General features: G+C 66.1%; 24 protein-coding genes and 1 tRNA gene. 9 read left to right on the top strand and 16 right to left on the bottom strand.

Annotated features, from left to right (window positions below):
• From A5767_RS04270 to A5767_RS04245, 8 genes are all read right to left on the bottom strand, one after another.
• The gene (locus A5767_RS04270; RefSeq protein WP_024102005.1) at positions 1-648 is read right to left on the bottom strand and encodes a phosphate signaling complex PhoU family protein; all 648 of its coding nucleotides are present in this window, start codon (positions 646-648) and stop codon (positions 1-3) included.
• Positions 649-721: 73 nt separating this feature from the next.
• Positions 722-880 (bottom strand): hypothetical protein, encoded by a 159-nt coding sequence (locus A5767_RS22975; protein ID WP_019290929.1) that lies wholly within the window; start codon positions 878-880, stop codon positions 722-724.
• A gap of 118 nt (positions 881-998) precedes the next feature.
• Positions 999-2513, bottom strand: a complete 1515-nt coding sequence (locus A5767_RS23260; protein WP_064851730.1) for a hypothetical protein — start codon at positions 2511-2513, stop codon at positions 999-1001.
• Between the two features lie 92 nt (positions 2514-2605).
• A complete protein-coding gene (locus A5767_RS04260; RefSeq protein ID WP_064851729.1) occupies positions 2606-3400 on the bottom strand; it encodes a hypothetical protein in 795 nt (264 codons plus the stop codon).
• Between the two features lie 129 nt (positions 3401-3529).
• Positions 3530-4234, bottom strand: coding sequence for a hypothetical protein (locus tag A5767_RS04255; protein ID WP_064851728.1), 705 nt, complete (start codon positions 4232-4234; stop codon positions 3530-3532).
• Between the two features lie 108 nt (positions 4235-4342).
• Positions 4343-4669, bottom strand: a complete 327-nt coding sequence (locus A5767_RS04250; protein ID WP_064851727.1) for a SelT/SelW/SelH family protein — start codon at positions 4667-4669, stop codon at positions 4343-4345.
• Between the two features lie 217 nt (positions 4670-4886).
• On the bottom strand, positions 4887-5048 hold the full coding sequence (locus A5767_RS23255) for a hypothetical protein (RefSeq protein WP_197483196.1): 162 nt from the start codon (positions 5046-5048) through the stop codon (positions 4887-4889).
• A gap of 83 nt (positions 5049-5131) precedes the next feature.
• The gene (locus A5767_RS04245) at positions 5132-6259 is read right to left on the bottom strand and encodes a glycosyltransferase family 4 protein (RefSeq protein WP_064851726.1); all 1128 of its coding nucleotides are present in this window, start codon (positions 6257-6259) and stop codon (positions 5132-5134) included.
• A gap of 176 nt (positions 6260-6435) precedes the next feature.
• On the opposite strand from A5767_RS04245, the gene A5767_RS04240 reads away from it, so the two are divergent.
• Genes A5767_RS04240 through A5767_RS04225 form a run of 4 tightly spaced genes read left to right on the top strand, consistent with a single transcriptional unit; the run spans position 6436 to position 13020 of the window.
• Positions 6436-8427 (top strand): hypothetical protein, encoded by a 1992-nt coding sequence (locus A5767_RS04240; RefSeq protein WP_064851725.1) that lies wholly within the window; start codon positions 6436-6438, stop codon positions 8425-8427.
• A gap of 5 nt (positions 8428-8432) precedes the next feature.
• Entirely contained in the window at positions 8433-9917 is a 1485-nt protein-coding gene (locus A5767_RS04235; protein WP_231913114.1) for an archaeosortase/exosortase family protein, read from the top strand.
• A complete protein-coding gene (locus A5767_RS04230) occupies positions 9902-11377 on the top strand; it encodes a glycosyltransferase (RefSeq protein WP_064851723.1) in 1476 nt (491 codons plus the stop codon). The genes A5767_RS04235 and A5767_RS04230 overlap by 16 nt, the downstream gene beginning before the upstream one ends.
• Positions 11374-13020, top strand: coding sequence for a glycosyltransferase family 39 protein (locus A5767_RS04225; protein WP_197483195.1), 1647 nt, complete (start codon positions 11374-11376; stop codon positions 13018-13020). The genes A5767_RS04230 and A5767_RS04225 overlap by 4 nt, the downstream gene beginning before the upstream one ends.
• Here A5767_RS04225 and A5767_RS04220 read toward each other — a convergent pair.
• The 3 genes from A5767_RS04220 to A5767_RS04210 form a co-directional block, all read right to left on the bottom strand.
• Positions 13012-14076, bottom strand: a complete 1065-nt coding sequence (locus A5767_RS04220) for a hypothetical protein (protein WP_064256163.1) — start codon at positions 14074-14076, stop codon at positions 13012-13014. The two genes, A5767_RS04225 and A5767_RS04220, sit on opposite strands and share 9 nt — an antisense overlap.
• An 87-nt stretch (positions 14077-14163) precedes the next feature.
• Positions 14164-14754 (bottom strand): dCTP deaminase, encoded by a 591-nt coding sequence (dcd, locus tag A5767_RS04215; RefSeq protein WP_006552638.1) that lies wholly within the window; start codon positions 14752-14754, stop codon positions 14164-14166.
• 34 nt (positions 14755-14788) lie between these two features.
• Positions 14789-15424: a TetR/AcrR family transcriptional regulator gene (locus A5767_RS04210; RefSeq protein WP_064851772.1), complete on the bottom strand. Its 636-nt coding sequence runs from the start codon at positions 15422-15424 to the stop codon at positions 14789-14791.
• A 263-nt stretch (positions 15425-15687) separates the two neighbouring features.
• On the opposite strand from A5767_RS04210, the gene A5767_RS04205 reads away from it, so the two are divergent.
• From A5767_RS04205 to A5767_RS04195, 3 genes are all read left to right on the top strand, one after another.
• Positions 15688-15758: transfer RNA gene (locus A5767_RS04205), tRNA-Gly, on the top strand.
• Between the two features lie 226 nt (positions 15759-15984).
• Positions 15985-17673, top strand: coding sequence for a hypothetical protein (locus A5767_RS04200; protein WP_064851722.1), 1689 nt, complete (start codon positions 15985-15987; stop codon positions 17671-17673).
• A 744-nt stretch (positions 17674-18417) separates the two neighbouring features.
• Positions 18418-19668 (top strand): hypothetical protein, encoded by a 1251-nt coding sequence (locus tag A5767_RS04195; protein ID WP_156665119.1) that lies wholly within the window; start codon positions 18418-18420, stop codon positions 19666-19668.
• Between the two features lie 50 nt (positions 19669-19718).
• On the opposite strand, the gene A5767_RS24110 is transcribed toward A5767_RS04195, so the two are convergent.
• Positions 19719-20054, bottom strand: coding sequence for a tyrosine-type recombinase/integrase (locus A5767_RS24110; protein WP_082937595.1), 336 nt, complete (start codon positions 20052-20054; stop codon positions 19719-19721).
• Positions 20055-20277: 223 nt separating this feature from the next.
• Here A5767_RS24110 and A5767_RS04190 point away from each other — a divergent pair, with 223 nt between their 5' ends.
• Positions 20278-21375: an ISAs1 family transposase gene (locus A5767_RS04190; protein WP_231913113.1), complete on the top strand. Its 1098-nt coding sequence runs from the start codon at positions 20278-20280 to the stop codon at positions 21373-21375.
• A gap of 381 nt (positions 21376-21756) precedes the next feature.
• Here the strand turns inward: A5767_RS04190 and A5767_RS04185 are convergent, their stop codons facing one another.
• From A5767_RS04185 to A5767_RS04170, 4 genes are all read right to left on the bottom strand, one after another.
• Positions 21757-22317: a gluconokinase gene (locus A5767_RS04185; protein WP_064851720.1), complete on the bottom strand. Its 561-nt coding sequence runs from the start codon at positions 22315-22317 to the stop codon at positions 21757-21759.
• A 145-nt stretch (positions 22318-22462) separates the two neighbouring features.
• Positions 22463-24058, bottom strand: coding sequence for an alkyl hydroperoxide reductase subunit F (ahpF, locus tag A5767_RS04180; RefSeq protein ID WP_064851719.1), 1596 nt, complete (start codon positions 24056-24058; stop codon positions 22463-22465).
• 146 nt (positions 24059-24204) lie between these two features.
• The gene (gene ahpC, locus A5767_RS04175; RefSeq protein ID WP_006552642.1) at positions 24205-24768 is read right to left on the bottom strand and encodes an alkyl hydroperoxide reductase subunit C; all 564 of its coding nucleotides are present in this window, start codon (positions 24766-24768) and stop codon (positions 24205-24207) included.
• Between the two features lie 406 nt (positions 24769-25174).
• Entirely contained in the window at positions 25175-25417 is a 243-nt protein-coding gene (locus A5767_RS04170; protein ID WP_006552644.1) for a DUF2630 family protein, read from the bottom strand.
• Positions 25418-25517: 100 nt separating this feature from the next.
• On the opposite strand from A5767_RS04170, the gene A5767_RS04165 reads away from it, so the two are divergent.
• Positions 25518-25940, top strand: a complete 423-nt coding sequence (locus A5767_RS04165) for a hypothetical protein (protein ID WP_064851718.1) — start codon at positions 25518-25520, stop codon at positions 25938-25940.
• Positions 25941-26096: the final 156 nt, after the last annotated feature.

Raw genomic sequence — 26096 nt, 5'->3', positions numbered from 1 at the left:
TCAGGCAGCCGGTCGTTGGCCCGTGACGAAGAAGATCAACCGATCGGCGACGTCGACGGCCTGGTCGCCGAACCGCCCGTAGAAACGCGCGAGGAGTGCGGTGTCGACCGCGGTCCGGATGTCGCCGTCCCATTCGGGGCTCTCGAGCAGGGTGAGCAGTCGCGAGTGCACCGCATCGAGTTCGGTCTCGATGGCGTGTGTGCCCTTGATCGTCTCGAGGTCGAAGTCGGTGAACGCGTCGCGCAGGATCGCGACGATCTGCGCGGCGAGTTCGGCCATCCGGCGAAGATCGTCGCGCAGGAGGTCGTACACCAGCGACTCGGGATGGCGACGCCGTACGACCCGCGCGATGTGCAGGCTCAGTTCGCCCATCCTGGTGAGATCGCCCGTGATACGAACCGCGGAGAAGACCAACCGCAGGTCGGCGGCCACGGGACCCTGCAGGGCGAGGATCCGCACCGCTCGCTCGGCACAGTCGGTGTCGAGTTCGGCGATCCGTGCATCGAGATCGAGGGCGGCCTGGGCTGCGTCGAGATCGGTGTCGAACAGGGCGCGAGTGGCCAGGTCGAGCCCTTCGGCTGCGACCGCGGCGAGCTCACCGAGACGTTCGACCAGGTCGTCGAGCTGTCCTCGGAACAACTCCCTCATGTCTCGCTCCCTCCGTCGCCCGGTTCACGGCACGTGTACCCGGCTGGTCCTCTGTGCAGTCCTGGAGACGAGCCTAACGGCGCGCGTCGACGACACTCTCGGTGGCGACGTCCTCGGAGGGCGATGCGGAGCCCGCACCGTCTTCCATGCGGGCGAGATGAGCCTTGATCCATTCGGTGCTTCCCGGCGTCGCGGTGCTGTGCTGCGGTGTGCCGGCAATGCAGATAGACAAATCATTTTCCTCGTCGTGACGCCGATGTGCTCGGCTGCGCAGGCCAAACCCATCCCCTGGAGTGACCGCCATCACTATAGCCTGTCGGCGCGAAGCTTCAACTCGGGCGGGAACACGGTCAGTAGCGCGACGTCTCCCGAGATTCGCCGTAACCGTTCTGCTCGGGATGAGCGTGCCCGTCCCGGTAGCTCTGTTGGTCGGCGTATCCGTAGTCGTGCCCCTCGTCGTAGCGGTACTGCCGGTAGGCCGAATCCTGGGGCGGGACGAACAGCGACTCGGGTTGCGACGGCACCGGCTGCGGAGCCCGGTGACGGTCGTCGGGCACCGGTCGCGGTGCAGGCGCCGCAGGTGCAGGTGCAGGTGCAGGTGCGGGCTGAGGTGCGGCGGCCGGGACGGGAGCCGGGGGCTCGGGAGCCGCCTCCACGGCCGTTTCGCGGCGCCGGGCCGGAAGCACGGGCACCAACTCGCGTCCTGCACCGAGCAGGACGAGACGCGTGGGCACCTCGATCTCGGCCAGGGCACGCAGTGTGTCCTCCGCCTGCGCTCGCTCCTCGGCCCCGGCCTGCAGCACGATCACGGCAAGCGCGAGCCCCTCGGTCTTCGCGCGGATCCACCACTGTTCCCCGACTCCGCAGCACACGATCCGGTTGCGGGCATCGCCGAAGGCGTCGGTCTCGACGGTCACGCCCTCGCCGGTGAGGAGGAGGATGTGGTCGCCGAGCGAAGCGCGCTGTCCGAGCATGACGATCGTGTCGAGAGGAAGCGTCTCCCGATCGTCGCGCTCGATCTGCACAGCTGTCCGGTGGCGACGCGCGACCCGCCGGGCCCAGGCCGGGCTGTTCGACGCTCCGAAGCGTCCGTTCAGCGCGACCAGCAACTCGGCGACGAGGACGAACACGGCGAGAAAGGCGACCGCGGCCTCGGCGCGCGGCATCGGGGACACCTTCGTCCCGGTACCGGCGGGCATCGACAGCACCTGGAGGTATTCGAGGCTCGCGCCCGAGCGTGCCTGCCGGAGCTGCTCGAGCCGCGCATCGAGTTCGGCCTGCACCACCGGATCGGCTACGCCCTCCTCGTCGGTGGCGATACTCGCGGCGAGGTCGGCACGCAGACCGGCGACGACCGCGTCCAGCTCGGCGATGCGCGCGTCGAGGGCGACGCGATTGCGTTCGGTCTGCGCGCGGTCGAGCTGCGTGACGACCGTCTGCGCGAGCCGGTCGGCGTCGGCCTGCGAGTCGTCGCGGGCGGTCACGGTGAGCAGGGTGGGCGACGAGCCGTAGCCGACGTCGATCCTCGACGGCAGCTTCGCGGGGTCCTCGTTCGTCTCGGCTGCGATCGCGGCCACGACCGCCGAGTCCTGCGACAGCGCGACATAGGGAGCGATGAGCTGCCCGAGGGTCGCGTCGTTGCCGGACACGGATGCCGACGAGCGGATCTCCGCGACGAGCGACGACTCGTACACCCCGGGGCCGCTGTCACGGACGAAGAAGACCGCGACCGCGGCGAGCGCGGCGACGAGTGCGGCGGGCACGGCCACGCGAGCGAGATCGCGGGCATGCCCCACAAGATCGACGGTGGGAGGAACACCGAGCTCACGACGCAGTTCGGCGTCGCGGATGCTTCGTTCGGACACGATGCACAGGCCTTTCGCTGTCGCCCCGGGGAGTGGGCACGTCGCCAGTGTGTCGCGACGAATCGGGCAAATGTTACCGACCCGAACGTCCGTCAGCTGCCGAGCAGCCAGCGCGGACGGGACCACATCTGCCAGGTCTCGGCGACGCGCGCTCCGGCCGCGAGATAGAGCGGGGTGACACGCGGCCTGGTGAGTCCGCACATCGCGACCGGGCCGCGCTGCGTGTGGGTGTGGGCGGCGCCGGCCCGAATCAGCCGGTTCGCGTATCCGCGACGTTGCCGGCCGGTGCGGGTGCCGAGCGACCACACCGTCCGGATCGGTCCGCTGTCGACGAGCAGGGTGCAGGACTGCAGAGCTGCAGCCCCGTCGTCCGCATCCGCGTCGTCGAAGATCCCGATCACCTCGACGCCGGTGGTGCGGGCGACGACGTCGGCGTAGGCGACCGCGGCGGTCCCCGGGGCGATCCCGAAGGTTGCGGCGGCGAGTTCGCGGGCATGCACCATGTCGTCCTCGCCGAGAACCCGAAGGCCCGGATCGATCGGAGCGTCGTGGGCGACGAGGTAGGTCAGGTCCAGCGAACCTGCACACACCCAGCCGTTGTCGGCGAGAACCTGGGCGGCGCCGAGGCCGTCCCCGGCGAGCAGGACGATCGACGGGTGACCGGCCTCCGTCAGCGTCTCGTAGACATGCTGGGCGTGAGCGGTCACGTCGCCGCCGTGGACGAGCGCGAGGTTGTAGTCGGGGTCGGGGGCTGCGGTGATGCCGATCCACCAGCCGTCACCCTCGGACCAGTGGCCCCCGGACGTCAGCGGCCGCATGCTCGCGCCGTACGCACGTCGCAGTTGCAGCGACGATGCGAGAACCGTCGCGATCGAGGCGGCGTCCACCCCTTCTCCTTCCACTGCCACAGAAATCGACCCCGGACCACATCTACAGGGTCGGCACGAAAACGGCATCGGCGGCCCCCGATGGGGGCCGCCGATGCCGTCACGTGCGGATCGGAGTGTGGACTCCGATCAGAGGTAGGCGCCGATCAAGTCGCGCAGGAACTTGATCGCGAACTGGAGCGGGTCGACCGGCTCCGGCTGCGACTGGGGGGCCTGCGGAACATTGTCGGCCTGGGGCGCGGCCTCGCCCTGCGGCGCGGGCGCGGACTCGGCCTGCGGCGCGGGCGCGGACTCGGCCTGCGGCGCGGGCGCGGACTCGGCCTGCGGCGCGGACTGCGCCTGCGGAGCCGACTCGCCCTGCGGTGCGGACCCGCCGTCGCCGACCGTGACGGAGATGCCACCGGTGAAGGGGCGACCGGACGCGTCGAAGATGTTCTCGTACTGCGCACCCGAGGCGTCCTGGCAGCCCCAGAAGACGTTGTAGGTGCCGTCGGTGATCGACTCCGGGCCGGCCTGCAAGGGTGCGCCGTCCTTGATGTACAGCGCGCTCGAGGTGCTCGTGTTGGTCACCGAGAAGCTCGTGCCGGCGGGCTGCGCGTCGATGCGACCCGACGGATCGGCCGTGTCGACGGTGCCCGGCTTCAGGACGTAGGTGACGCAGGTGACGCCGCGGTCGACGTCGGCGCGCGTCAGATCGAAGTCGACGACGATGGCGCCGTTCTCCGCCTTCGCCGAGACGCTCGGACCCGCAGCGGACGAGACGCCCGGAACGACCAGTGCCAGCAGTGCGGCACCGGAGGCCGCGACTGCAGCCTTCTTCGCAACAGAATTCATCGATTTTCCTCCCCGTATTTCGATGTCGGCGACCACTTTCGTGAGCGGCACGCCGTCGACCGTGCCCGACGCGCGTAGAACGCGGGCACATATACGAGAACGTTACCGCTAGATGTCGTTGCTGTCGCGACGAGGTGGGGCATCGGCCCGGGCGGCCCGATCCACATGCCCGAGATCACGATCCGGCTCCACGAGATCACGCACTCGCCGTTTGAGCACGACGATCTCGGGAAAGCCCTTGTCCTCCTTGCGGTCCCACACGACCGTGTCGTCGACAACGATGCGGAACACTCCCCCCGTCCCGGGAACGAGCGCGACCTCGCCGAGAGCGGTACCGAAGGTGTTCAGCATTTCCTGCGCCATCCATCCGGCGCGCAGCAGCCACTTGCACTGCGTGCAATAGGTGATCGCGACGCGGGGAGCCTGCTCGGTCATGAGCGACAGGATATCTCCGCCGGAAACAGGCCCGAGAATAGGTGAAGCCCCGGCAATCGTGGTGGTGGATCGGCCGGGGCTTCTGCACGGACCGGCGATGGGGGGTAGCCGACCCGTGCGGCCGTCCTCACATGGGGGACAGGAGGACGACGCGGAACCGAGTCTAGACACGAGAAATTGTTACTCGCGAGTATCGCGCAGGCGGACGTCCGGCGTGTCAGGAAGCGACGGGAGGATTCGCAGGATCGCGCTGCTCCCGCTGCATCTCGACGAGCTGTTCCTCCCTCTCGGAGACGAACAGGAACCGACCGACCGCGAGCGCGCCGAGAGCCGAGAGGCCCAGCCACGCCGCCAGCGACGATGCGATCCACACCCACATGGCTCACAGTGTGCGCGAATCCGCCGGGAACACCAAACATCGGCGATCACAACATGGTTGCAAAAGCAATACTCGAGGCCGCCTCACGATGTGACGCCCGTCGCCCACAAGGCGTTCACCATGGCCGGCAACGTGACTTCGATGTCGTGGCGCTCCTCCACCCGGCGACGCGCGGTGACGGCAATGTCGTTCCGCAGGTCGGGATCGGACATCAGTCGCCGCAACGCCTCTGCCAGAGCCTTCGCATCGCCGGGCGGAACGAGCAGTCCCGCGCCGTCGGCCAGATGCTCGGCGGTCCCTCCGTGATCGGTGCCGACGACGGGCACACCGTGCGCCATCGCCTCCAGTGCGACCAGGGGCCCCGCCTCCGGTGAGGTGCTCGCGGAGACCATCACGTCCCACACCGCGAAGACCTCGGCGGGATCGACCCGACCCAGGAACGACACTCGTCCGCGCAGGTCGGGGGCGTGTGCGCGACGCCGCAGTTCGTCGAGGAAGGCTTCGTCGCCGGGGAACGGTTCCCCCGCCACATCGAGACGGATCCCGGGCACCTCGGCCACCGCCTCGAGAAGGACGCGGTGTCCCTTCCATTCCGTCACCGACGCGAGGATGCCCACGCGCACGGTCGAGGCATCGGGAGTCGAGGCATCGGGAGATGTCGACCGGGACGGAACAGGCGGGATCGGGACGCCGTGCGGTGCGACGACCACCGGATATCCGCATTCACGGACCGGCACGGCCGAGGCCCGCGAGACGGCGACCGCTCCACCCACGGCACCCCTGCCCATCCGGGCGACGATGCGCTGCTTACGGGAGGACAGAGTGTCGTGCACCAGCCACCCGGCACGTTCACGGTGGGACGTGCCGAGCACGGCGAGCCGCAGGGACGGCAATGCGAACAACGAGTTGCACACGACCCGCGGCCGCTCCGCGGAGAGCACGCGACGGAGCCTGCGCGCTCCCACCAGCCACCGCACCGGAAGACCCGCCAGGCCCGCGATCCGCCCGACTCCCCTCTGACCCCACATGCCCAGCCGGGGCAACCGGACACGGACGCATCCGGCCGGGAGGGCGTCGGCGAGCGGCCCGTCAGGGCACGCCACCACGACCCGACGCCCCTGCGCGAGAGCGACGTCGACGAGCATCAACATGACCTTCTCGGCACCCGACCGCTCACCGGTGTGCGCGACGAACAACAGCGGATCGCTCACGGCGCCGCAACCGTCCGATCCCTCGCTGCTTCCGTCACGGGGCCTCCTGATTCGTCCGATTCGAGTCGTCGGCTGAAATCGAGGCCGGCCGTCGTTCCGTTACAACAGCGCAACGTCACACCGAATTGTCGCCGCGTCTGCAATATTCTCGTGATCGGACGCAATACGCTGCTCGAGTGACATCGCCCAGAACCGGTCGCCGTTCCCGTCGCACCCTCGTGCTGGCTCTTGCCGCCTCGATGACGTTGTGCGCGAACCCGCTTACCGCTGCAGCGCAGGATCTCGAACCGACGGAACCGACTCCTCCGGGCGAGGTCGCATTCCCGACCCGCAAGCTCGGGCTCGGGCCGAACATCGAATTCCGTGGCAATTCCGATGTCGTCACACTCGCATTTCCTGTCCCGGCCGGAAATACTCCCGCCTTCCTGGACACCACCGCCGAACTGCCCACGAATGTCGCGCGCGGATGGATCGACGTCGTCTCGGACGGGCGCCTGCTCACCCGCGTGGAACTGCCGCCCGGTGGCGCCATCGTGCCCCTGACGATTCCGCTCGCCGGGGCGAAGGTGGAGAACGGCGCCGCGGTGGTCTCGCTCGATCTGCACCTGGTCGCCGTCGACAACATCTGCCCCGACGACTGGACGCTGGGTTCGGTACGTCTGCGCGACGGTCTGGTCCGGTACGCGGGCACACCCGCGGCGCCGCAAGCGGTCGCCGACTACCTCCCGCCGGTCCTCGATCGCCTCGAGTTGTATCTGGCCGAGGACCCCACGGACGCCGAAGCGGGCGTCGCCCTCGACCTCGCAGCGACCGTGAGCGCCCGGTATCCCGGGCGGCAGGTGCCCGTGGACGTACGTGAACTCCCGGCGAACGGCCTACCCCCCGCAGCCGACACCCCGCTCGTCCGGCAGATCGTCGTCAGCGAGGGCGACCAGACGGGTGCGGAGGTCGTGCCGGTGCCCGACGGGCCGCCCGCCCTGTACGTCCGAGGCGACGCCCAGACCCTCCTCGACCAGGTAGGCCTGGTGAACAGCATCCTGTCCGGTCTTGCCGTCGGTTCCGACGTCGCCGTCGGCACCTTCGACGTCCCGCCCATCCTCGCTCCGGACTCGACCACCCTGTACGACCTACGAGTGTCCGACCTCGAGACGAGCGGTCTCGGCCTCGCCGACGTACACCTCTTCCTCGACCAGACCGAATTCGGGCGGCCGGTGCGCGATGTGCGCATCGACCTGCAGGGCACCTACACCCCGCTCCCCGCCACCCAGGGCGGGTCGATCACCGTCTCCGTCGGCGACATCATGCTCGATTCGTGGGCCGCCGACGCGAGCGGCGTCATCGACCGTGTCGTCACGGTTCCGAACTCGGCCCTCGGGCGGCTCACCGACATCAGTGTCGAACTCCGCACCACCGGCGCGCAGCAGCAGTGCGGTCTGCAGCAACCCGTCACCCTGCGCATCGACGGCGGCAGTCGTGTCTTCAGCACCCTCGCGGATCCGCCGCTGCCCGTCGGCTTCCCGTCGCTGCCCCAGACGCTGATGCCGAAGGTCGACGTCGCCACCTCCGATCGCAGCCTCGTCGACGTCGCCCGTGCCGTCGAGCTCGTCGCCGGGCTCCAGTCGCTCACCAACCGTCCGCTCGACCCCGAATGGGTGACGATCGACGAAGCGCTCGCCTCGTCGGGACCGGCAGTGATCGTAGCCGCGAACGGTCTCCTGCCCGAAGATCTGCAGTCGCAGCTGCCGCTCGTCCGCACCGAGGACCGCCGGTTCGAGGTCCGCAACGCCGACGGCGAGAGCACCAGCCTCACTTTCGGCACCGAGGTGGACTTCGCCTCGTTGCAGGTCGTGCGGGACGACGGACGCACCGTGCTGGTCGCCACGTCGACCGGTGCTCCCGAGGAACTCGATCGGACGCTCGACTGGCTCGCCGCCGAGCCCGGTCGCTGGTTCGAACTCGAGGGCAGCGTGCTGTTCACCGCGCCCGACCGCGAACCGATCACCCTCATCGATCCCCACACCCGGGACGACGACGTCGACGCGGCGTCGTCGGAATCGGACAGCACGGTGACCGCAGTGGTCGTCGCGGGGATCGTCCTGCTCGTCGTCGGTGCGGCGGGCGCCGCGGTGTGGTCGCTCACCCGTCGGCGCCGTCCGCAGTCGCGGTGAACACGATGACCACGACAATCGAGAATCCGTCGTTCATCGAGCGGTTCTTCACGAACGCGATGCTGCACACCACCAATCGGTGGATCGCGATAGTCGCCGCAACCCTGATCGGCTTCCACTCCACCTGGCTGCAGCTGCTCGACGAGATCCGCACCGGCACCACGGGTGGTTACGTCCTCATCGTGCCGCCTCTCGTCGCGATCGTTGCGATCGGCATCACGCGGCAGCGGAAGAACGAACTGCCGATCCACGACCGGCAGACCGACATCATCACGTCGGTGCTCCTGCTGCTGATCGCGCTCGCGATCAAGGGGCTGCTGATGCCGCGCTACGCGACGAACTATCAGGTGATGCACCTCGACGTGCTCGCCGCGTGGGTGTTCGTGTGCGGGGCGTGCGTCGCGATGTTCGGTCTGCGCGTGACCGCGGCGTACTGGCAGGCGTGGGCGATGCTCTTCCTGAGCTCGCCCGTGCTCTATCGGATCGTGCTCGTCGAGTCCGGGGGCACGAAGCTCGCCGCGGGACAGGTCACGCTCGTGCTCGCCGCCACGGCCATCGGACTCGCGACGCGGCGCACCCGTGCCCGCGGATTCTTCTACGGCTCCGCGACATTCGTGACCGGACTTTTCGTGCTCATCCTGATCGATCAGCGGTGGCCGGACGCGTCCATCGCCGTGTCGCAGTACGTGCCGGCGGTGATCGCGACGCTGGTCGTCGGTGCCGGCGCCTATCTGTGGACCTACCGCGGGCTCGCCCCGCGCACGCTGCCGCCGAATCCGGTGTCGATTCCCCAGGCTGTGCGGGGAGCCCTGTGCATCGTGGTGGCCGCACTGCTCGCGGCGCTCGTGCCGCTGCCCGACCAGCGACTGACCCCCGTGTCGGAGGGACCGCCCTATTCGGGCACCGCCACACAGATCGTCCCACCCGGATGGGTGCAGTTGTCGTCCGTCGACTACGACTGGCCCCGTGCCTATTTCCGCCAGGGATCGGTCCTGCGCCGGCAGATGATCCGTGCGGAGGAACCGAATCCCGACTGGGACCGTCTGCTGCGCCCGCGCACCGTCGCCGTACAGACCCTGCAGGTCCGCAGCCCGAACGCATTCGCGGTCTACCCCACCGAGTCGATGTACGAACTCGGCATGTCGCGCGTGAGCCCCAAGGAGTACGTCGAGCTGGGGCACGGGGTGACCGCCGAATACTTCACCGTCGTCGACGACAACCTGCTCCTGACGTGGAGCCTGCTCAGCTTCGTGTGGGTCCGCAGCGACACCGTCGCCCAGCGGGTGAGCCTGTTGACGGTGGACAACCACGAACTCGACGCGCCGTTCCCGCAGCCCGAACCGAACACCGTCACCAATGCGCGCACGCTGCTGCGGGTGCTGTTGCGCGGCAACGGCACCGTCGAGGACACCGAACCCGAGTACAAGGACCGTTCCATGCTGATCGAAGTGGGTCGCGAACTCGTGGAGGCACAATGGCAGGGCGAGTGAACGTCGGCGCCGGGCACGATGTTCCACCCGAGGGCACCGCGGAGTTCGGCGCCTACCGGACCGCGGCCCTGCACGAGGCGGTGCACGGACTCCGCGAACGGAGCCCCGTCTCGTCGGCGTCGGTCGCGTTCGTCCCGTGGCAGAAGTATCTCGGATTCGCGCTCGCCGCAGCCTTCGTGCTCTCGCTCGTCGTGGCGACGAAACCGACCCTGATCGTCTTCACCGTGTTGTGCACCTTCGGGTACATCGCGACCCTCGCCGACCGGCTGCTGCTGTTCACCCGCGGCATGGCGCGCGACGCGCAGTTCATCGTCGACGACGAGGAAGCCCTGGCCCTCACCGACGACCAGTTGCCGCAGTACACGGTGCTCGTCCCCGCTTACAACGAACCCGAGGTGGTCGGCGACCTGCTCGCCGCGATGGCCGCGCTCGACTATCCGGCCGACAAGCTCCAGGTGTTGTTGCTCCTCGAGGAGGACGACACCGTCACGATCGAGGCCGCGGAGAAGGCCGGGCTCGGCGAGAGCGTCGAGATCCTGCTCGTCCCGGCCGCCGACCCGCGCACGAAACCGAAGGCGTGCAACTACGGTCTGCACTTCACCACCGGTGAGATCGTCACGATCTTCGACGCCGAGGACCTCCCCGAGCCCCTGCAGTTGCGTCGGGTGGTCGTCGTCTTCGACCGTCTCGGCGACGACGTGGCATGTGTACAGGCGAAACTGGCTTTCCACAACGGAACCCAGAATCTGCTGACCGGCTGGTTCACCGCCGACTACGCGCTGTGGTTCAACTTCATCCTGCCCGGACTGATGAAGTCGCACTCGCCGATCCCGCTCGGCGGGACGTCGAACCATATCCGCCGATCGGTGTTCGACGAGATCGGTGCGTGGGATCCGTACAACGTCACCGAGGACGCCGACCTCGGCGTCCGGATCGCCGAATCCGGCTACTCCACTGCGGTTCTCGACTCGACCACGTTGGAGGAGGCGAACAGCGATCCGATCAACTGGGTGCGGCAGCGATCCCGGTGGTACAAGGGCTATCTGCAGACCTGGCTGGTCCACATGCGCCGGCCCGTCCGGTTGTGGCGGGTGATCGGCACCGCGGGGATGCTGCGTTTCACGACCCTGCTCGCGGGCACGCCGATCATCGCGTGCCTGAACATGGTGTTCTGGATGACGACGCTCGCGTGGCTGCTCGGCCAGGCGGAACTGATCGAGGAGATCTTCCCCTGGTACGCCTACTTCCCCGCGCTGATCTCGCTCGTGTTCGGCAACGTCGCCGTGATGTACATGAACTTCGTGGCGTGCCGCGAGACGGGCCACTCGAACCTGTGGTGGCCGTGCCTGACCGTGCCGTTCTACTGGGTCCTCATGTCGATCGCGGCGATCAAAGGCACCTATCAGCTCATCCGTAATCCTTCCTACTGGGAGAAGACCTTCCACGGGTTGTCGTCGTGAGGACCCGCAGCACGTGGGTGTTCTGGACCACCTGCCTGATCTATCTGGTGGTAGGACTGTGGCTCGCGCTGGACGTGCAGTACTACCAGGGTGATTCGCTCAGCCGTGTCAGCGCTGCGCGGTCGGCGCTGCTCAGCCGCGACCCGCACCTCGCCGCCATCGGTTTCGTGTTCACACCCCTCACCGCGCTCGTCCAGGTGCCCCTCACAGGACTGTCGGCGTGGTTCCCGGGACTGTCGGCCTACGCGGTGACGGCCGTGCTCATGTCGGCGCCGTTCATGGCCGGCGCGGCGGTGCAGATCCACCGCATCGCGTGCGATCGCGGCTGCACGCCGTGGTTCGTGTGGACGGTGACGGCGGTGTTCGCCCTGAACCCGATGATCGTCTACTACGGCGCGAACGGGATGAGCGAGGCGCCGTTCCTGTTCGCCTTGTGCTGGGCCGCGCGTCGCCTGATCCGCTGGTGCAGCACCGACGACATCCACGACCTGGCGCTGGCCGGAATCGCCCTGGCACTGGCGTATCTCGCGCGGTACGACGCGCTGGCCGTCGGCGGGGCGGTGACGGTCTTCGTCGCACTGCTCGTCCGGTACCGATCGCGACGGTACGCTCCCGGCTCGGGATGGCAGCCGGCGATCATGGACGCGATCCTCGTCGCCGCTCCCCTCGCCCTGGCCTTCGTCGCGTTCGTCGTGACGAGCTGGCTCGTCACCGGTGAATGGCTCGCGCAGTTCACCTCGGCCTACGGCAACGCCGCCATCCTCGAGCAGAGCGGTGGCGGGTCGTCGGGCGGGCTCGGTGCGATCGCCTTCTCGCTCGCCGAGACCGTCGTGCTCGGGCCGGCGCTTCCGCTGCTGATCCCGGTCGTGGCGGTGCTCGCATGGCGACGACGCGATCTCGAACCGCTCGTGCCGTTCGTCGTCTTCGGCGCGGTCCTGGGCTTCGCGGCCCTGTCCTATGCACGCGGAATGACCTTCCCGTTCCTGCGCTTCTACATCTGCGCGATCCCGCTGCTCGCGGTGTGGGTCGTACAACTGGCTCCGCGACGTGGACTGCTCACGGCACGACGCCCCGGGCCGCATGCCGTTCCGAGGACGGAGGACCACAGCGGCGCAGCACCCTTGGGTGCGGTGCTCCTGGTGTGCAGCCTGCCCGTCACGTTCGTCGCGATGGGCTCGCCCACCCTGTCGCAGGAACAGCACGCGCTGCGCACGGTCCTGTTCCCGGACGACAACGATCCGTCCGAGGTGCGTGAGAAGCAGCGACAGGTGATCGCGGCATTCTCCACAGAACGGCGCATCGCCGAATACCTCGACGCGATGGACCTACCGCCGGGCTCGGTGCTGATGGACACGGTCTACGGGTTCGCGATCTTCTCGGCCACCGAACGCCCCGAGACGTTCGTCATCCCTTCGGACTCCGACTTCACGGCCGTGCTCAACCGCCCTTCCGCCTCCGGGGTCGAGTACATCCTGACCGTCCCCAACGAGGGCCGCGGAACATCGGACGCCGTCAACCGCCGCTACCCCACCATCTACGAGACCGGCAGCGACATCGCGGTACTCGAACTCGAAATCCCCAACGACGGTGCCGACCAACCCGATTGGCGACTCTTCCGGGTACTCGACCGGACGTCACCCTGAGCCGTGGTGACGCCGTAGGACGTAGTGGACCGGGTCGTCCGGGCCGATGTCGTAGGTGCACTCGTCCGGTCGCGGGTCGGGGACGAACGACCACATCAGTGCGCCGTCGGCCCCGAGATCGCGGTACCGCGTGAGCGTGCGGTCGACGATATCGGCACGTTCGCTCACCGCGCGGCACGAACCGGCCCGGACACCGAGTTCGGCGACGAGCATCGGCTTCGACAATCCGTCGAGCCGCCGTTCGAGGAACTGTGCGTCGTCGTAGTCGTGGTACTGCACCACGTCGAGCTGCTCGGCGTCGGTGACGGTCGCGAAATCGTCGCCGGCGGAACCGCACTGGTCGCCTCCGATGGTGCCGACGGTGACGAGCCGGTCCGGGTCGTGCTCGCGGACTATGCCGGCTGCTTCGTCGATCCAGTTGCGGAGCAGCCGAGCACCGCCGGGCAAGCACTCGCGTCGTTCGAGGGTGCACTCGTCGTCGGTGCAGGTCGCGGTCTCGGGTTCGCCGATCAGCTCCCACATCGCGACCGCCGGTGACGAACCCCACCGTTCGACGGCGGTCGCGACCCAGTCGTCGTAGGCGAGCACATGACCCGGCAGCGGGTCGTGCCAAGCGGCGTCGTACCAGTCCGCCTGCTTGTATCCACCCGCGTCGCAATCACTGTCCTGCGGGGCGAGCACCGGGATCAGGTACACCCTGTGCCGCTCGGCGGCGTCGAAGACGGCATCGAGCGCCGTGAAGTCGAGCGTGCCGCCGATCCGGTGGACAGCGTGGGACTGGAAGGCGTCGAAACGCACGATCGAACGCGGCGCCAGCGTGCCGAAGAAGTCGTCGAGGTCCACCTCGGCACCGCATCCGTGGTTGACCTCCCAGCGGGTACCGAGCTGGTATGCGTTGAGTCCGGCGGGCCACCACGTCCGGCCGTCGAGGACGAGCCGGTCACCGTCGGCACGCACTACCGGGAGATCCTCGGGAGGCGAGGGGCGCGACGAGGTGTCCTGCGCGCAGGCCGCGAGCAGGAGCAGCAGTGTGGTGGCGACCGCAGCGACGCGCACATGCAGAGATTAACCCGGGCGAGAGGGTGCCCGACCCGCACGGACGAGATTCACCCCGGGGTTCGTCTGCGACGTGCGCAGGACGAACTAGCTCGGACGCGCGTCGGGATGCTTGTGCACGAAGTTCAGGTACGCCTTCGACGGCGTAGGCCCGCGCTGGCCCTGGTACTTGGACCCGACCTTCGCGCTGCCGTACGGGTGCTCGGCGGGGCTCGTCAGCCGGAACAGGCACAGCTGACCGATCTTCATGCCCGGCCACAGCGTGATCGGCAGGTTAGCGACATTGGACAGCTCGAGGGTGATGTGCCCGTCGAAACCCGGGTCGATGAACCCGGCCGTCGAGTGCGTGAGCAGACCGAGCCGGCCCAGCGACGACTTGCCTTCGAGGCGACCGGCGAGGTCGGCCGGCAGGGTGCACCGCTCCATCGTCGACCCGAGCACGAACTCGCCGGGGTGCAGCACGAACGGCTCACCCTCGGGAACCTGCACCAGCGACGTCAGTTCGTCCTGCTGCTTCGCCGGGTCGATGTGCGTGTAACGCGTGTTGTTGAAGACGCGGAACAGGCTGTCGAGTCTGACGTCGACACTCGAGGGCTGCACCAGCTCCGGATCGAACGGGTCGATGCCCAGATGCCCGGAGGCGATCTGGGCGCGGATGTCGCGATCGGAGAGCAGCACGCGTAGAGGTTAACAATCGCGCGGCCGCGGGGTTCTACGTGGCCGAGTCGCGTCGCAATTGGGCCGACATCGTGATCAGCAGTTCGGTGCACTCCTCGACGACGTCGTCGTGGCTCAGCGGCACGGTGCCGTCGAGCCAGGCCGTCAGCGCCTGGGCGAGTCCGCCGACGACGTAGTGCGCCGCCAGGTCGAGCCGGGGGCTCGGGGTGATGGCGTAGATGTTCTCGGCCTGGGCGGTGACCAGCCCGGCGAACATCCGGGTCGAATCCAGGCGCCGCCTGGACAGCTGCGGATTGGCCTGGCTGACGGAGAACATGATGCGGCCGAGCCGGGGGTCCTCCTCGATCTCGTGGACGATGTTCTCGACACCTGCGCGGACGATGACGCGGTCGTCGCCGGTCGGTGCGGCCGTCACCGCGGCCATCGTGCTCTCGGCGATGCGCTGGACCACGTGGTCGTAGACGGCTTCGGTCAGCTCGTCGCGGTCGGTGAAGCTCTCGTAGAAGTAACGCGACGCCAGGCCGGCGCGCTTGCAGACGCCGCGGACGGACAACGTGGGCTCGCCCTCGGCGGCGCCGAGGAGGTCGAGGCCGGCCTCGACGAGCTGGGCTCGTCGATCGGCCTGCCGTTCCTCACCTGCGCGTCCACCGTAGAGCCGTCCAGTCGTCATGAGTCCATCTTCGCAGCGTTCCACCGTCACGCCCTAACCCACTCCGAACACGAGCACGTTCATATGACGGCAGGTGAAGGGGACGCGACGCCATGTTTTGGCACGACATTGCAAGTGCCACAGGAAACTATCGAGCACTTCTCGCCGGCACCGGGCGGCGGATCCGGACGGGACGGTCGCTCGTCCACAGGCCCTGCGGGTCTGCTACAGTGTGCTCCGAAGCTTTGGGCGGGAGTCGACGAAAATCGGCGAACGCCCAGCGTGCCGATGTAGTTCAATGGTAGAACATCAGCTTCCCAAGCTGAATACGCGGGTTCGATTCCCGTCATCGGCTCTCCCCGAAATGCCCAGTACACCGACTATTTTCGGTGGCCACAGATTGCCTCACCGGGACTGGTCTCCGCTCGCGAGGTACGTGCAAGGTACAAGTCCGCGAACCGGCAGGATCCGGTGGGACGAAGACGATCGAGCGGACCGCGTGCACCTCGGCATTCCCGCACATCCCTGATCGTGATTCACTTTCTTCACGTAGGGGAAGCGCATCGTCAGCAGGGGGAAACATGGCGTTGGTTTATCGGGCAATCTGGCAGGACGACCGCGACGACGTCTGCGCAGCAGCGCAGAGTGAGTTCACCAAATGGGTCGAATCCGAGAAGAGCAACGGCGCGTTGCAAGTCCCCGACACAGGCCACGCCTGGGCGGATATCTCGCGAATCGGAAAGAAGGTTCACCTCGAGGTCTCGACCGAGCGCGCCACTGGAGACGGCGATGTCCGGACGGCGTATCGCGCGTACTTCACCGAGACTGCAGCCGACAATGTCCGCTGGCAAACCACGCTCCGATCCTGGGAGACCGGAACAGTTGACGGCGGCCGACGTGAAGCATGGCTCTGGGTCGACCTCGAAGTGGTCGGCGATGTCGACCTTCAGAGACTCTCGCCCGCCGCTCCCCGATTGGTCCGGAACCTGATCGAATCAGGACAACGTCCGCGTCTCGACGACGTACAGCTGTCCACGACTCCCACATACCACTCCGGTGCGGCCGCCGGGGCTTTACTTGCAGGCGAGGTGAGCGCCTTCTCAAGGCAGGCGCCGATCGTGGTATTCGTCGATGACCCCGGCCGATTCGACGTCTTCGCAGGTAGTCAATACACCTTCGCCGACATCGTCAACACCGCGGCACGAACTGTCGCCGGAATCGCAACTGTTGCGGTCGTCGACCAGTCCGCTGCAACGGCTTTCAATATGGAATTGGGAGACGATCACGGCGTCAGAGACGGAGCATTTCGGATCTACCTCAAGGACCTCGACCCTGCACTGAAGAACGACTCCTGGCGACACCGCTTCGTCACTGCAAGCCGGTACATGGGCTTGCGAGGCACCGCCGCCAAGATCATTGCCGGTAAGCTCGGAGCACTGTCCGGGGTACACCGCCCTCCCGCAAGTTTCAACGAGGCAAAGTCCCTCCTGGACGCCCTCAGAACGAACAGCGCGGACGACTACAGGGAGCTCCTGGCGATCGCCGAGGATGAAATCGGCGACCTTCGCGATCAGCTCCAAGAGAAGGATGAGGACTACCTCGGGCTGGCGACCGACCTCGAGACCATTCAAGAAGAACGCACTGCTGCCATAGACCTTGCCGACTCATATCGACGGCAACTCGACCACGCCCTTGCTCAGCTTCGGGAGCTGAACCAACCTGAGAGTTACTGGGATTCAGAGGCTTATCAGGCCAGTGTTCCCAGTACAGCATCGAGCGCAAGCGAGGCCGTGCGTCAGGCGCAAACACATCTGCGCGACCGACTTCTCATCCACGATCGGGCACTTCGTGACATCGAGGATCTCGACGCCACGGTGCACGGGTCGAACTGGGGTCAGCGCGCATGGGATGCGTTCCGGGCACTTCACGCGTATGCGTGTGACCTCGCCTCCGATGCCCCTCCAAAAACGTTCTGGTACTGGTGCAAAGACTCCAGACACCCGCTCGCATGGCGCGCTTCCACCAAGGCACTGGCGATGAGTGAGTCCGACACCGTGAAGAAAAACTCGAAGTTCCATCAAGCGCGGATTCTGCCGGTTTCAGAAGCAGTCGATTCATCCGGCGCTATCTACATGGAGGCCCACATCAAGATCGCAGCGGGTGGCGGCGACCTTTCCCCCCGAATCTATTTCTACGAACACCGCGAAACCGCCACAATTCATGTCGGCTTCTTCGGACCTCACAAGTACATGCCCAACACACGATCATGACGAGATCAGAATCCACGCGCCGATTGACCTTCCGTGCGCAACTACAGTTTCACCGCCGCGCGCTAGAGCAGAGAATCGAGAAAGTTAACTTTCCCGGCTCCCGCAAACGAAGTAAGTTGCCACTCGAAATATTGAAGACCTGATTGAACTCCTCACTGCGTTCGGAAATGCACCATGTGCATGATATCGGTGGACACCCAACGTGTTCTGATTTCAGATTTTGACACTGGGATAATACCCTCCCTGGGGCACGGAATGCGACGAGCACACGGAGCACTCGCACTATCGGATTTGACTGCATGATCTGACCTATACGACAGCAAGAAGGAGGACCTCACCGCGAAATGCATACCAAGTCAGGATCTACATTGGAGAAGACACACATCGAGCAATTCTGGAACACGCGGTAAGACAATTTCGAAGCGACCGAGCGTAGCGAGGGAGCCTTTAATCTACGTCACGACTCTCCTCGTTCCGGCGCAACACGAAGCGAACGTCGATGCCGCATTGCCCACGAGCAAGTACCGCCGCGGAGCACCAAACTGCAAACGATGCCGGACATCACACTCGCCCGTTCGGCGCTAACGCGCCGATATCTGCGCTTCGCGATGCGACGCGGAAGGCTGTCGACGAGCACTGACACGGCCAGCAGTCCTCGCCATCGTACCGGTCGTCGAGGCACTCCTGACGGCTTATAAAGTGCGACCCATTGCCGGCACCGCCGCCGTGTGCTATCTATCGCAGATGGCTAAGTATCCGCCAGCGTTAGTGTCAGCAATCGAGAAGGAGATCGAAGCCTTCCTCAATCGAAGCGGCACGGCACTCGAATCTGTCGAGGTGTCCACCTTCTTCGAGATGTTCACCGGCATGGAACCGACCACGCTTGCTGGATACGAGTTCCAGCGTCGTCGCGATGAGCAATCGGCAGCAAAGTTCAAGAACCCGAAGAACGCTCTAGTCGCCATCGGCGATGCCGTCGATGCGATCAGGTCTCGAACTCACCGTTTGGCTCAGAAGTACGGGGAAGAAGGGAGACTCACCAACCCTACCGAGGGATTCCGCCACGAATCCGATGAGCGTGCGAACTTCACGCCAGGCCGCAGGCCCGGGAGTGACAAGATCGCACATATTGTTGCACGGATGGAGGACCGGACGTTCCTCGCTCTTGCGAGTGGCGACAGCGAAATCTTCAGATCGCATATGAGTAGGTCTGCTTCGATCAAACAGAAGCTACTTCAAGAAGCGGACGAAAAGTACCACTTCTCGTTTCGGATTCCATTTGAGCTGACCAGACAACTTCTGAAGTTCTCAATCGACGATCCGGCTGCTGCTCGGGCCAAGATGATGAGTCAGGTGGACCGAATCGAATCTCGAGACTTCGATGTCCTCCTTCGAACTCCAGCAGGAAAGCGCGCGAACCCAAACGCGCGAACCGAGGAGTACGACATACTGGACTTCGAGATCCTGCCTCCCGGGACCAGCCTGAGGGACCTCGCAGAATACATCGCCAGGCACAAAACCAGCATCTCGACGGCTCAGATCGATCATCGACGGATCGATATCCTTGAGGACCTAAGGCACCACTTCGGATGGGACAACTGCCATTTTGCACGCGGCCGAAGGTCCAGCAATGCATCGCGTTCTGGATCGGGAAGCAACGTAGACGAGGACTACATCGTCCTCGTCAGACGCCATCCCCCATCGAACTGGGCGACAAATGAGGACGCGATTGCGATCAGTCAGTTCGCAAACAAGAATGCCACCTTCTTCGTGCGTCACGACGTTTCACAGCAGACGTGGCGTGACGTATTCGCCCAGACCAAGCACGACGCGCGAGAGATGCATGCTCGGCGCCTCGTCTTCAAGAACGGGCGAGATGGGATCTCCGCCTACGACGCGATGAGGATGAAACTCATCGCACTGGCCGAGTGCTCAAGATACAGCTTCCACCGAGCACCCCACTACGATCCGAACCGTGGGAAGCACGTGATGTAGCTGCAGGAAGCTAGTCCCGCTCCCACCTCGGGCAGCCGGAACACAGTGGGCTACCTTGGATGCATCCTGCGCACTGCATTGTCGTGCAACGAGACTCCGAGGTGGACGTACCGGTCAACCATCTCGTAGGTGGCATGACGCGACTGCTGCTTGATCAGCCTCGGTTCGACACCGGCCCTTGCGGCCGACGTTATGAATCCTGACCGCAGTGAGTGAGCGGAGTACCTCGTCGGGTCCTCTCCGATCAATGTGACAGCTCGCTTGACCACCCGGTTTGGGTGCGCATCGGACAGCTGTCCGCCGATACTCCCACGAGGACCGCGACCAGCAACATTGGTAAACAACGGTCCGCCCTCCGAACCTCGGAGCTCGGCCCAGCGCTTCATCGATTGGACTGGGCAGGGATCAATCCAAGTTCGGTTGATCGGCACTAGGGCCAGGGCCCCGGCAAAGTCGTGAATGATGCCCGCTGATCTGCGGTTTCAGTGCGGAAAGGTGCTCGATCAGGAGCCCGGATTGGGGCGGGCACGACCGTCTCGGTGATGATTCAAGTTCCTACACAATCGTCACAACCAGGAACGAGTCGTGCCCGCAGTCTCATCTTCTCCCATGCCCACCCGAGTGCCCGACACCGGGATCCTCGAGGTTCTCGATCGGGTGCCCGATCCGCGGGCGAGGCGCGGGGTCCGGCACCGGCTCGCGGTAATCCTGTCGGTGGCGCTGGCCGCGGTGTGCGCCGGCGCGCGTTCATTCACCGCGATCGCGGAATGGGCCCACGACGCACCGGCGGAAGCACTCGGAACGCTGGGTGTGGCCGACCGGGTGCCGTCGGAATCGACGATCCGCCGCACCCTCGCCCGTGTCGATGCGACCGTGTTGGACCAGGCCATCGGGGTGTGGGCGTGGCTGCGGACCCAGGTGGTCGACGGTCGCCGGGTGATCGCGGTCGACGGTAAAACGTTGCGAGGCGCGAAGGACGCGGCAGGGCATCTGACGCATCTACTCGCTGCCCTGGACCAGGGCAGCGGGGTCGTTCTCGGGCAGATCGAGGTCGGCGCGAAGACCAACGAGATTCCGCTGATCACCGACCTACTCGCCCCATTCGACCTCACCGACGTGGTGGTCACCGCGGACGCCTTGCACTGTCAGCGGGCCACCGCCGAGTACATCGTCGGCCGCGGTGGGCACTACGTGTTCACCGTCAAGAACAACCAACAAGTCCGGCGGAATCTGTTGAAAACATTGCCTTGGAACAAGATTCCTGCTTCATCGTCGATTGGCGGGCGTGGCCACGGACGGCGGGAACGCCGCACGATCAAGGCCACCGAAGTCGCTGCCGGGCTCGGATTCCCGCACGCCACACAAGTCCTGCAGGTCCGCCGCACCATCACGAAAGGCGGACGCACGAGCGTCGAGGTCGTGTACCTGATCACCTCGATGCCGATGGTGTCCGCTACTCCGGTGCAGGTCGCGGGCTGGATTCGCGGTCACTGGTCCATCGAGAACCGCCTGCACTGGGTTCGTGATGTCACTTTCGACGAGGACCGCTCCACCATCCGTACCGGCACCGGACCGCAGGTGATGGCCACTCTCCGCAACACCGCGGTCAGTGTCCTCCGGCTCGCCGGCCACACCAGCATCGCCGCTGCCTTGCGGCACCACAGCCGCGACGCACACCGGCCGGTCGGTCTACTTCATGCCAACTGACGTGGGCTTATAGGACTTTGCCGAGGCCCTGGAGCTCTCACTGCTCTCGTCAGGATCACCTAGGACGGACATCGCCGAAGGATAAGCGGCAGCCAAACAGGAGCACCTGGGCCCCATAGCTGCGGCGCGAGACATCCACTGGGGTCGTCGCCCGAGGACTCAGCGGTCGTGACGTGTGAGGTGCTCCAACCTGGCGCCTGCGGCTCGCCGAGGTACAAGTTGAGGTACGTGTGGAAGCAACAAGCACCCACCTACGCCCCTCATCTTCGGGTTCTTCTCCCCGTGCCAACCTGGGACAATCCAGTCCGATCACTTTCCCAAGCTGAATACGCGGGTTCGATTCCCGTCATCGGCTCCACAGCACATGAGATGTGCTGATCCCTATCTGTCCCCTGTTCCCCCTCTGTGGCGACCATCGTGCGCTCGCGACTCGAGCGATTCGACGTCCCGAGGTTTCGCTCCCCAGGGTTCCGGCCGGTCCACGAGATACGAGCAGGCGGTATCGACGAGCTCGGGTAGCGGCAGGATGCCGTCCAGGGCGACGCCGTCCTCGTCGGCCCCGAGCGGCTCGAGCGTCTCGAACTGCGAAGCCACCAGCGTCTCGGAGAAGAAGTGGCCGCCGCGTGCGCGAATCCTCGACCTCACGACGTCCACGGGCACGTCCAGATGCAGGAAGACGCTCGGAGTGCCGGAACGCAGAATGTCTCGATACGACCGCTTCAGTGCCGAGCACGCGACCACCGGAGTCCCGGTACTTGCGGCGGCGGCCGCCGCGACGGCGCGCAGCCACGGCTCACGATCCTCGTCGTCGAGCGCCCGGCCGGCGCGCATCTTCTCGATCGACGACGCGCTGTGGTAATCGTCCGCATCGATGAACACGCCGCCGATCCCGTCTGCAAGCTTCCGCGCGAATGTCGTTTTCCCGCATCCACTCACGCCCATCACCACAACGGCCATGCCACATCGTAACGACGGGGAGGTTGTGGTCGCTCCCGTCGACATTCTCGACCCCAACCTCAGAAGTTCACCCGAAGCAGCATGGCCGCCACCCCCGAAGGGAGTGACGGCCACGGGGCTGCGGTGACGTCTAGACGGTCGCGGCGACCGTTTCCTCGCCCTCGGCCGGGGCACTCGTGCGGATCAGGTGGTCGAACGCGCCGAGCGCGGCCGTCGCACCCGCACCTGCGGAGACGATGATCTGCTTGTACGGGACGGTCGTGCAGTCGCCGGCGGCGAACACACCCGGCACCGAGGTGCGGCCGTGGTCGTCGACGACGATCTCGCCGCGCGGGCTGAGTTCGACCGTGCCGGTGAGCCATTCGGTGTTCGGCAGCAGACCGATCTGGACGAACACGCCGTCGAGCTCGAGGGTGCGCGACTCGTCGGTGGTGCGGTCGGTGTAGGTCAGGCCGGTGACCTTCGAACCGTCGCCGAGGACCTCGGTGGTGAGGGCGCTGACGATGATGTCGACGTTGGGCAGGCTGCGGAGCTTGCGCTGCAGCACCTCGTCGGCGCGCAGGACCGAGTCGAACTCGATGAGGGTCACGTGGGCGACGACGCCGGCGAGGTCGATCGCGGCCTCCACACCGGAGTTACCGCCACCGATGACCGCGACGCGCTTGCCCTTGAACAGCGGGCCGTCGCAGTGCGGGCAGTAGGTGACGCCCTTGTTGCGGTACTCCTGCTCGCCCGGCACGTTCATCGCGCGCCAGCGGGCACCGGTCGCGAGAACGACGCTGCGCGAAAGCAACCGGGCGCCGCTCTCGAGCTCGACCTCGACGAGGCCGCCCTCGGTGGGGGCCGGGGTGAGCTTCGAGGCCTTCTGGACGTTCATGATGTCGACGTCGTACTGGCGGACGTGGTTCTCGAGCTCGGCAGCGAACTTCGGGCCCTCCGTGTAGGGGACGGAGGAGAAGTTCTCGATGGCCATGGTGTCGAGCACCTGGCCACCGAAGCGCTCGGCGAGAACGCCGGTGCGGATTCCCTTGCGGGAGGCGTAGATCGCGGCAGTCGCGCCGGCGGGGCCGCCACCGACGACGAGGACGTCGAAGGGATCCTTCTCGCTGATCGCGGCGGCGGTGCGCTCGGCGGAACCGCTGTCGAGCTTGCCGACGATCTGCTCGAGGTTCATGCGTCCGGAGCCGAACAGCTCACCGTTGAGGAAGACGGTCGGCACTGCCATCACCTGGCGTGCGTCGACTTCGTCCTGGAAGAGCGAGCCTTCGATCGCGGTGTGCTTGATGCGCGAGTTGGTCACACACATCACGTTCAGGGCCTGCACCACGTCGGGGCAGTTCTGGCACGACAGTGAGAAGTAGGTCTCGAAGTGGAAGTCGCCCTCGAGGTCGCGCACCTGCTCGAGCAGCTCCACGGCCTCCTTCGAGGGGTGGCCGCCGACCTGCAGCAGGGCGAGCACGAGGGAGGTGAACTCGTGGCCGAGCGGGATGCCCGCGAACTCGACCGCGATGTCGGTGCCGACCCGGCGGATCAGGAAGGAGGGGCGACGGGTGGCTTCACCGTCGCGCACATGGGTGACCAGATCGGACATGCCGGCGATCTGATCGAGGAGATCGGCGAGTTCCTTCGACTTCGGCCGGTCGTCGAGGGACGACACGAGCTCGATCGGCTGGGTGACCTTTTCGAGAAGGGACTTCAACTGGGCGGCGAGGGAGGCGTCGAGCATGAGGATTCACTCCAGAGGTGGAAGAACTGTGACCGGAAGAGATGGGAGTCGGCGAACTTCTCAGCTCGAGCCGAGCGGACCCGGACGGTGCCCGGTGGCACGGGACGTTCGATCCCGTGCCACCGGAACGAATTTCCGTCGACGAATCAGATCTTGCCGACGAGCTCCAGCGACGGAGCGAGGGTGTCGTCGCCCTCTTCCCACTTGGCCGGGCAGACCTCGCCCGGATGGCTGCGGACGTACTGAGCAGCCTTGACCTTGCGAACGAGCTCGGCGGCGTTGCGGCCGATGCCTTCAGCGGTGACCTCGGTGAACTGGACGACGCCGTCCGGGTCGACCAGGAAGGTGCCGCGATCGGCGAGGCCCTGGTCCTCACGGAGGACCTCAAAGTCGGTGCTGATCTGCAGGGTCGGGTCACCGATCATGGCGTACTTGATCTTGCCGATGGTCTCGGACGAGCCGTGCCATGCCTTGTGCGTGAAGTGCGTGTCGGTCGAGACGGAGAAGACCTCGACGCCGAGCTTCTGCAGCTCCTCGTAGTGGTCCGCGAGGTCGCCGAGCTCCGTCGGGCAGACGAACGTGAAGTCTGCGGGGTAGAAGAAGAAGATCGCCCACTTGCCCTTGATGTCCTCGTCGGACACGGTCACGAAGGCGCCGTCCTTGAAAGCCTCGGCCTTGAAGGGCTTGATCTTCTTGTTGATCAGCGACATGTAGAAACCTCACTCGTCTCGATGGGGTTGACGGCTTCGACGTTATCCGCGAACTATTAATTGTGCCAATCGATAGTTTCTAGAAATTCGATAAGCAAGGGCTATAACACGGCATTCGGCCAGGTCGTTGCTTTTCCTTCCTCACGAATGTGACAGAACACACAGCCTTTGCGACAGAGCACTCCGGCCCGTCCGGAAGGGAAAGATGGAACCGATGCACTCACGACCGAGCTACCGCCGCACCGGATCCGGTGAACCCCTACCCCTCCTGCACGGGATCGGCGCCACGATGGACGACGTCTCCACCCTCGTCCCGCGCCCCGCCGAGCACTTCGACGTGCTGAACGCCGAACTACCCGGCCACGGTTCGTCGCCGAAGCAGAACGGTCGACCCACCGTCGGCGCCCTACTGTCGGTAGGACTCGACCTCGTCGACCGGCCGCGCCTGGGCGTCGTCCGGGTCGTCGCCGAACTCGGCCTTCGCGCGACGCTGCCGCAGCAGGTCCCAGCACTGGTCGAGCCTCTTCTCGACAGCGGCCAGCCGCTGCAGGTCCTCGTCGCTCGGACCGTCCGCGCCAGTTCGTGAGCGCAGTGTCTTCTCCTCGTCCACCAGCTTCTCGATGTGCTGGAAGAGTTCGTTCTCGTCCATGGGAAACTCCCTCGATGTGGTGTTCCGTCGGCATAGCCTCATCCGGCAGGAGTGAAACCGCCGCCGGTTTCGCACCCGGCCGGCCGGGTATCTCCTCGACATGAGCATCGAAGACGGTCCCGGCGACACCCTCAGCCCCAGCGAAGGCCTGGACGCCGACGAAGTGCGGAACGACGACGGCGACGAGGTCGTCGACCCGCCCGAGGACTGGAGCGGCGCCGACAAGTTCGGAACCACCCAGCGTGAAGAGCAAGAAGGCGAGTCGCTGGACCAGCGCCTCGCCGAGGAGGAACCCGACGTCGAACCCGCCGAGCCGCTGGACAAGCCTGTCGCGGCGACACCGGAGGACGAGCTCACCGAGGACGTCGACGAGGTGATCGACGACGCCACCACCGGCGCCCCCGAGGACTCGAAACTCGCCGACGAGGTCGACGGGGTGATCGTGCAGGATTCGCGTGTCGACCGCGGTCAGATCAGCGGCGCACCCGAGGACGGGGAGTCGATCTTCCCGATCGTCGAGTAGGAGTTCGGCGAACAGACGAAGGGGAGGTTGTGTGGGGGGGGGGGGGGGGGGGCCCCCCCCCCCACACAACCCCCCTTACCCCGCGGGGAGTATGGCGGGGCGGCCCCGGGGCGGGGGAAAAATAACCCCCCGGGGGGGGGGGGGTTGTGGGGGGGG

Source organism: Rhodococcus sp. 852002-51564_SCH6189132-a (assembly GCF_001665495.1).
Taxonomy (GTDB): Bacteria; Actinomycetota; Actinomycetes; order Mycobacteriales; family Mycobacteriaceae; genus Rhodococcus; species Rhodococcus pyridinivorans.
Note: the sequence above shows the minus strand (reverse complement) of the source record. Positions and strands in the feature narration are given on the sequence as shown.

What these genes read in the sequence shown, in the direction of transcription:
- A5767_RS04270 (WP_024102005.1), bottom strand. Translation starts at nt 648, where the DNA reads ATGAGGGAGTTGTTCCGAGGACAGCTCGACGACCTGGTCGAACGTCTC.
- A5767_RS04165 (WP_064851718.1), top strand. Translation starts at nt 25,518, where the DNA reads ATGAGCATCGAAGACGGTCCCGGCGACACCCTCAGCCCCAGCGAAGGC.
- A5767_RS24110 (WP_082937595.1), bottom strand. Translation starts at nt 20,054, where the DNA reads ATGAAGCGCTGGGCCGAGCTCCGAGGTTCGGAGGGCGGACCGTTGTTT.
- A5767_RS23255 (WP_197483196.1), bottom strand. Translation starts at nt 5,048, where the DNA reads ATGTGGGTGTGGATCGCATCGTCGCTGGCGGCGTGGCTGGGCCTCTCG.
- ahpF (WP_064851719.1), bottom strand. Translation starts at nt 24,058, where the DNA reads ATGCTCGACGCCTCCCTCGCCGCCCAGTTGAAGTCCCTTCTCGAAAAG.
- ahpC (WP_006552642.1), bottom strand. Translation starts at nt 24,768, where the DNA reads ATGTCGCTGATCAACAAGAAGATCAAGCCCTTCAAGGCCGAGGCTTTC.
- A5767_RS04235 (WP_231913114.1), top strand. Translation starts at nt 8,433, where the DNA reads ATGACCACGACAATCGAGAATCCGTCGTTCATCGAGCGGTTCTTCACG.
- A5767_RS04190 (WP_231913113.1), top strand. Translation starts at nt 20,278, where the DNA reads ATGCCCACCCGAGTGCCCGACACCGGGATCCTCGAGGTTCTCGATCGG.
- A5767_RS04255 (WP_064851728.1), bottom strand. Translation starts at nt 4,234, where the DNA reads ATGAATTCTGTTGCGAAGAAGGCTGCAGTCGCGGCCTCCGGTGCCGCA.
- A5767_RS04185 (WP_064851720.1), bottom strand. Translation starts at nt 22,317, where the DNA reads ATGGGCGTGAGTGGATGCGGGAAAACGACATTCGCGCGGAAGCTTGCA.
- A5767_RS04170 (WP_006552644.1), bottom strand. Translation starts at nt 25,417, where the DNA reads ATGGACGAGAACGAACTCTTCCAGCACATCGAGAAGCTGGTGGACGAG.
- A5767_RS04250 (WP_064851727.1), bottom strand. Translation starts at nt 4,669, where the DNA reads ATGACCGAGCAGGCTCCCCGCGTCGCGATCACCTATTGCACGCAGTGC.
- A5767_RS04195 (WP_156665119.1), top strand. Translation starts at nt 18,418, where the DNA reads ATGGCTAAGTATCCGCCAGCGTTAGTGTCAGCAATCGAGAAGGAGATC.
- A5767_RS04200 (WP_064851722.1), top strand. Translation starts at nt 15,985, where the DNA reads ATGGCGTTGGTTTATCGGGCAATCTGGCAGGACGACCGCGACGACGTC.
- A5767_RS04230 (WP_064851723.1), top strand. Translation starts at nt 9,902, where the DNA reads ATGGCAGGGCGAGTGAACGTCGGCGCCGGGCACGATGTTCCACCCGAG.
- A5767_RS04210 (WP_064851772.1), bottom strand. Translation starts at nt 15,424, where the DNA reads ATGACGACTGGACGGCTCTACGGTGGACGCGCAGGTGAGGAACGGCAG.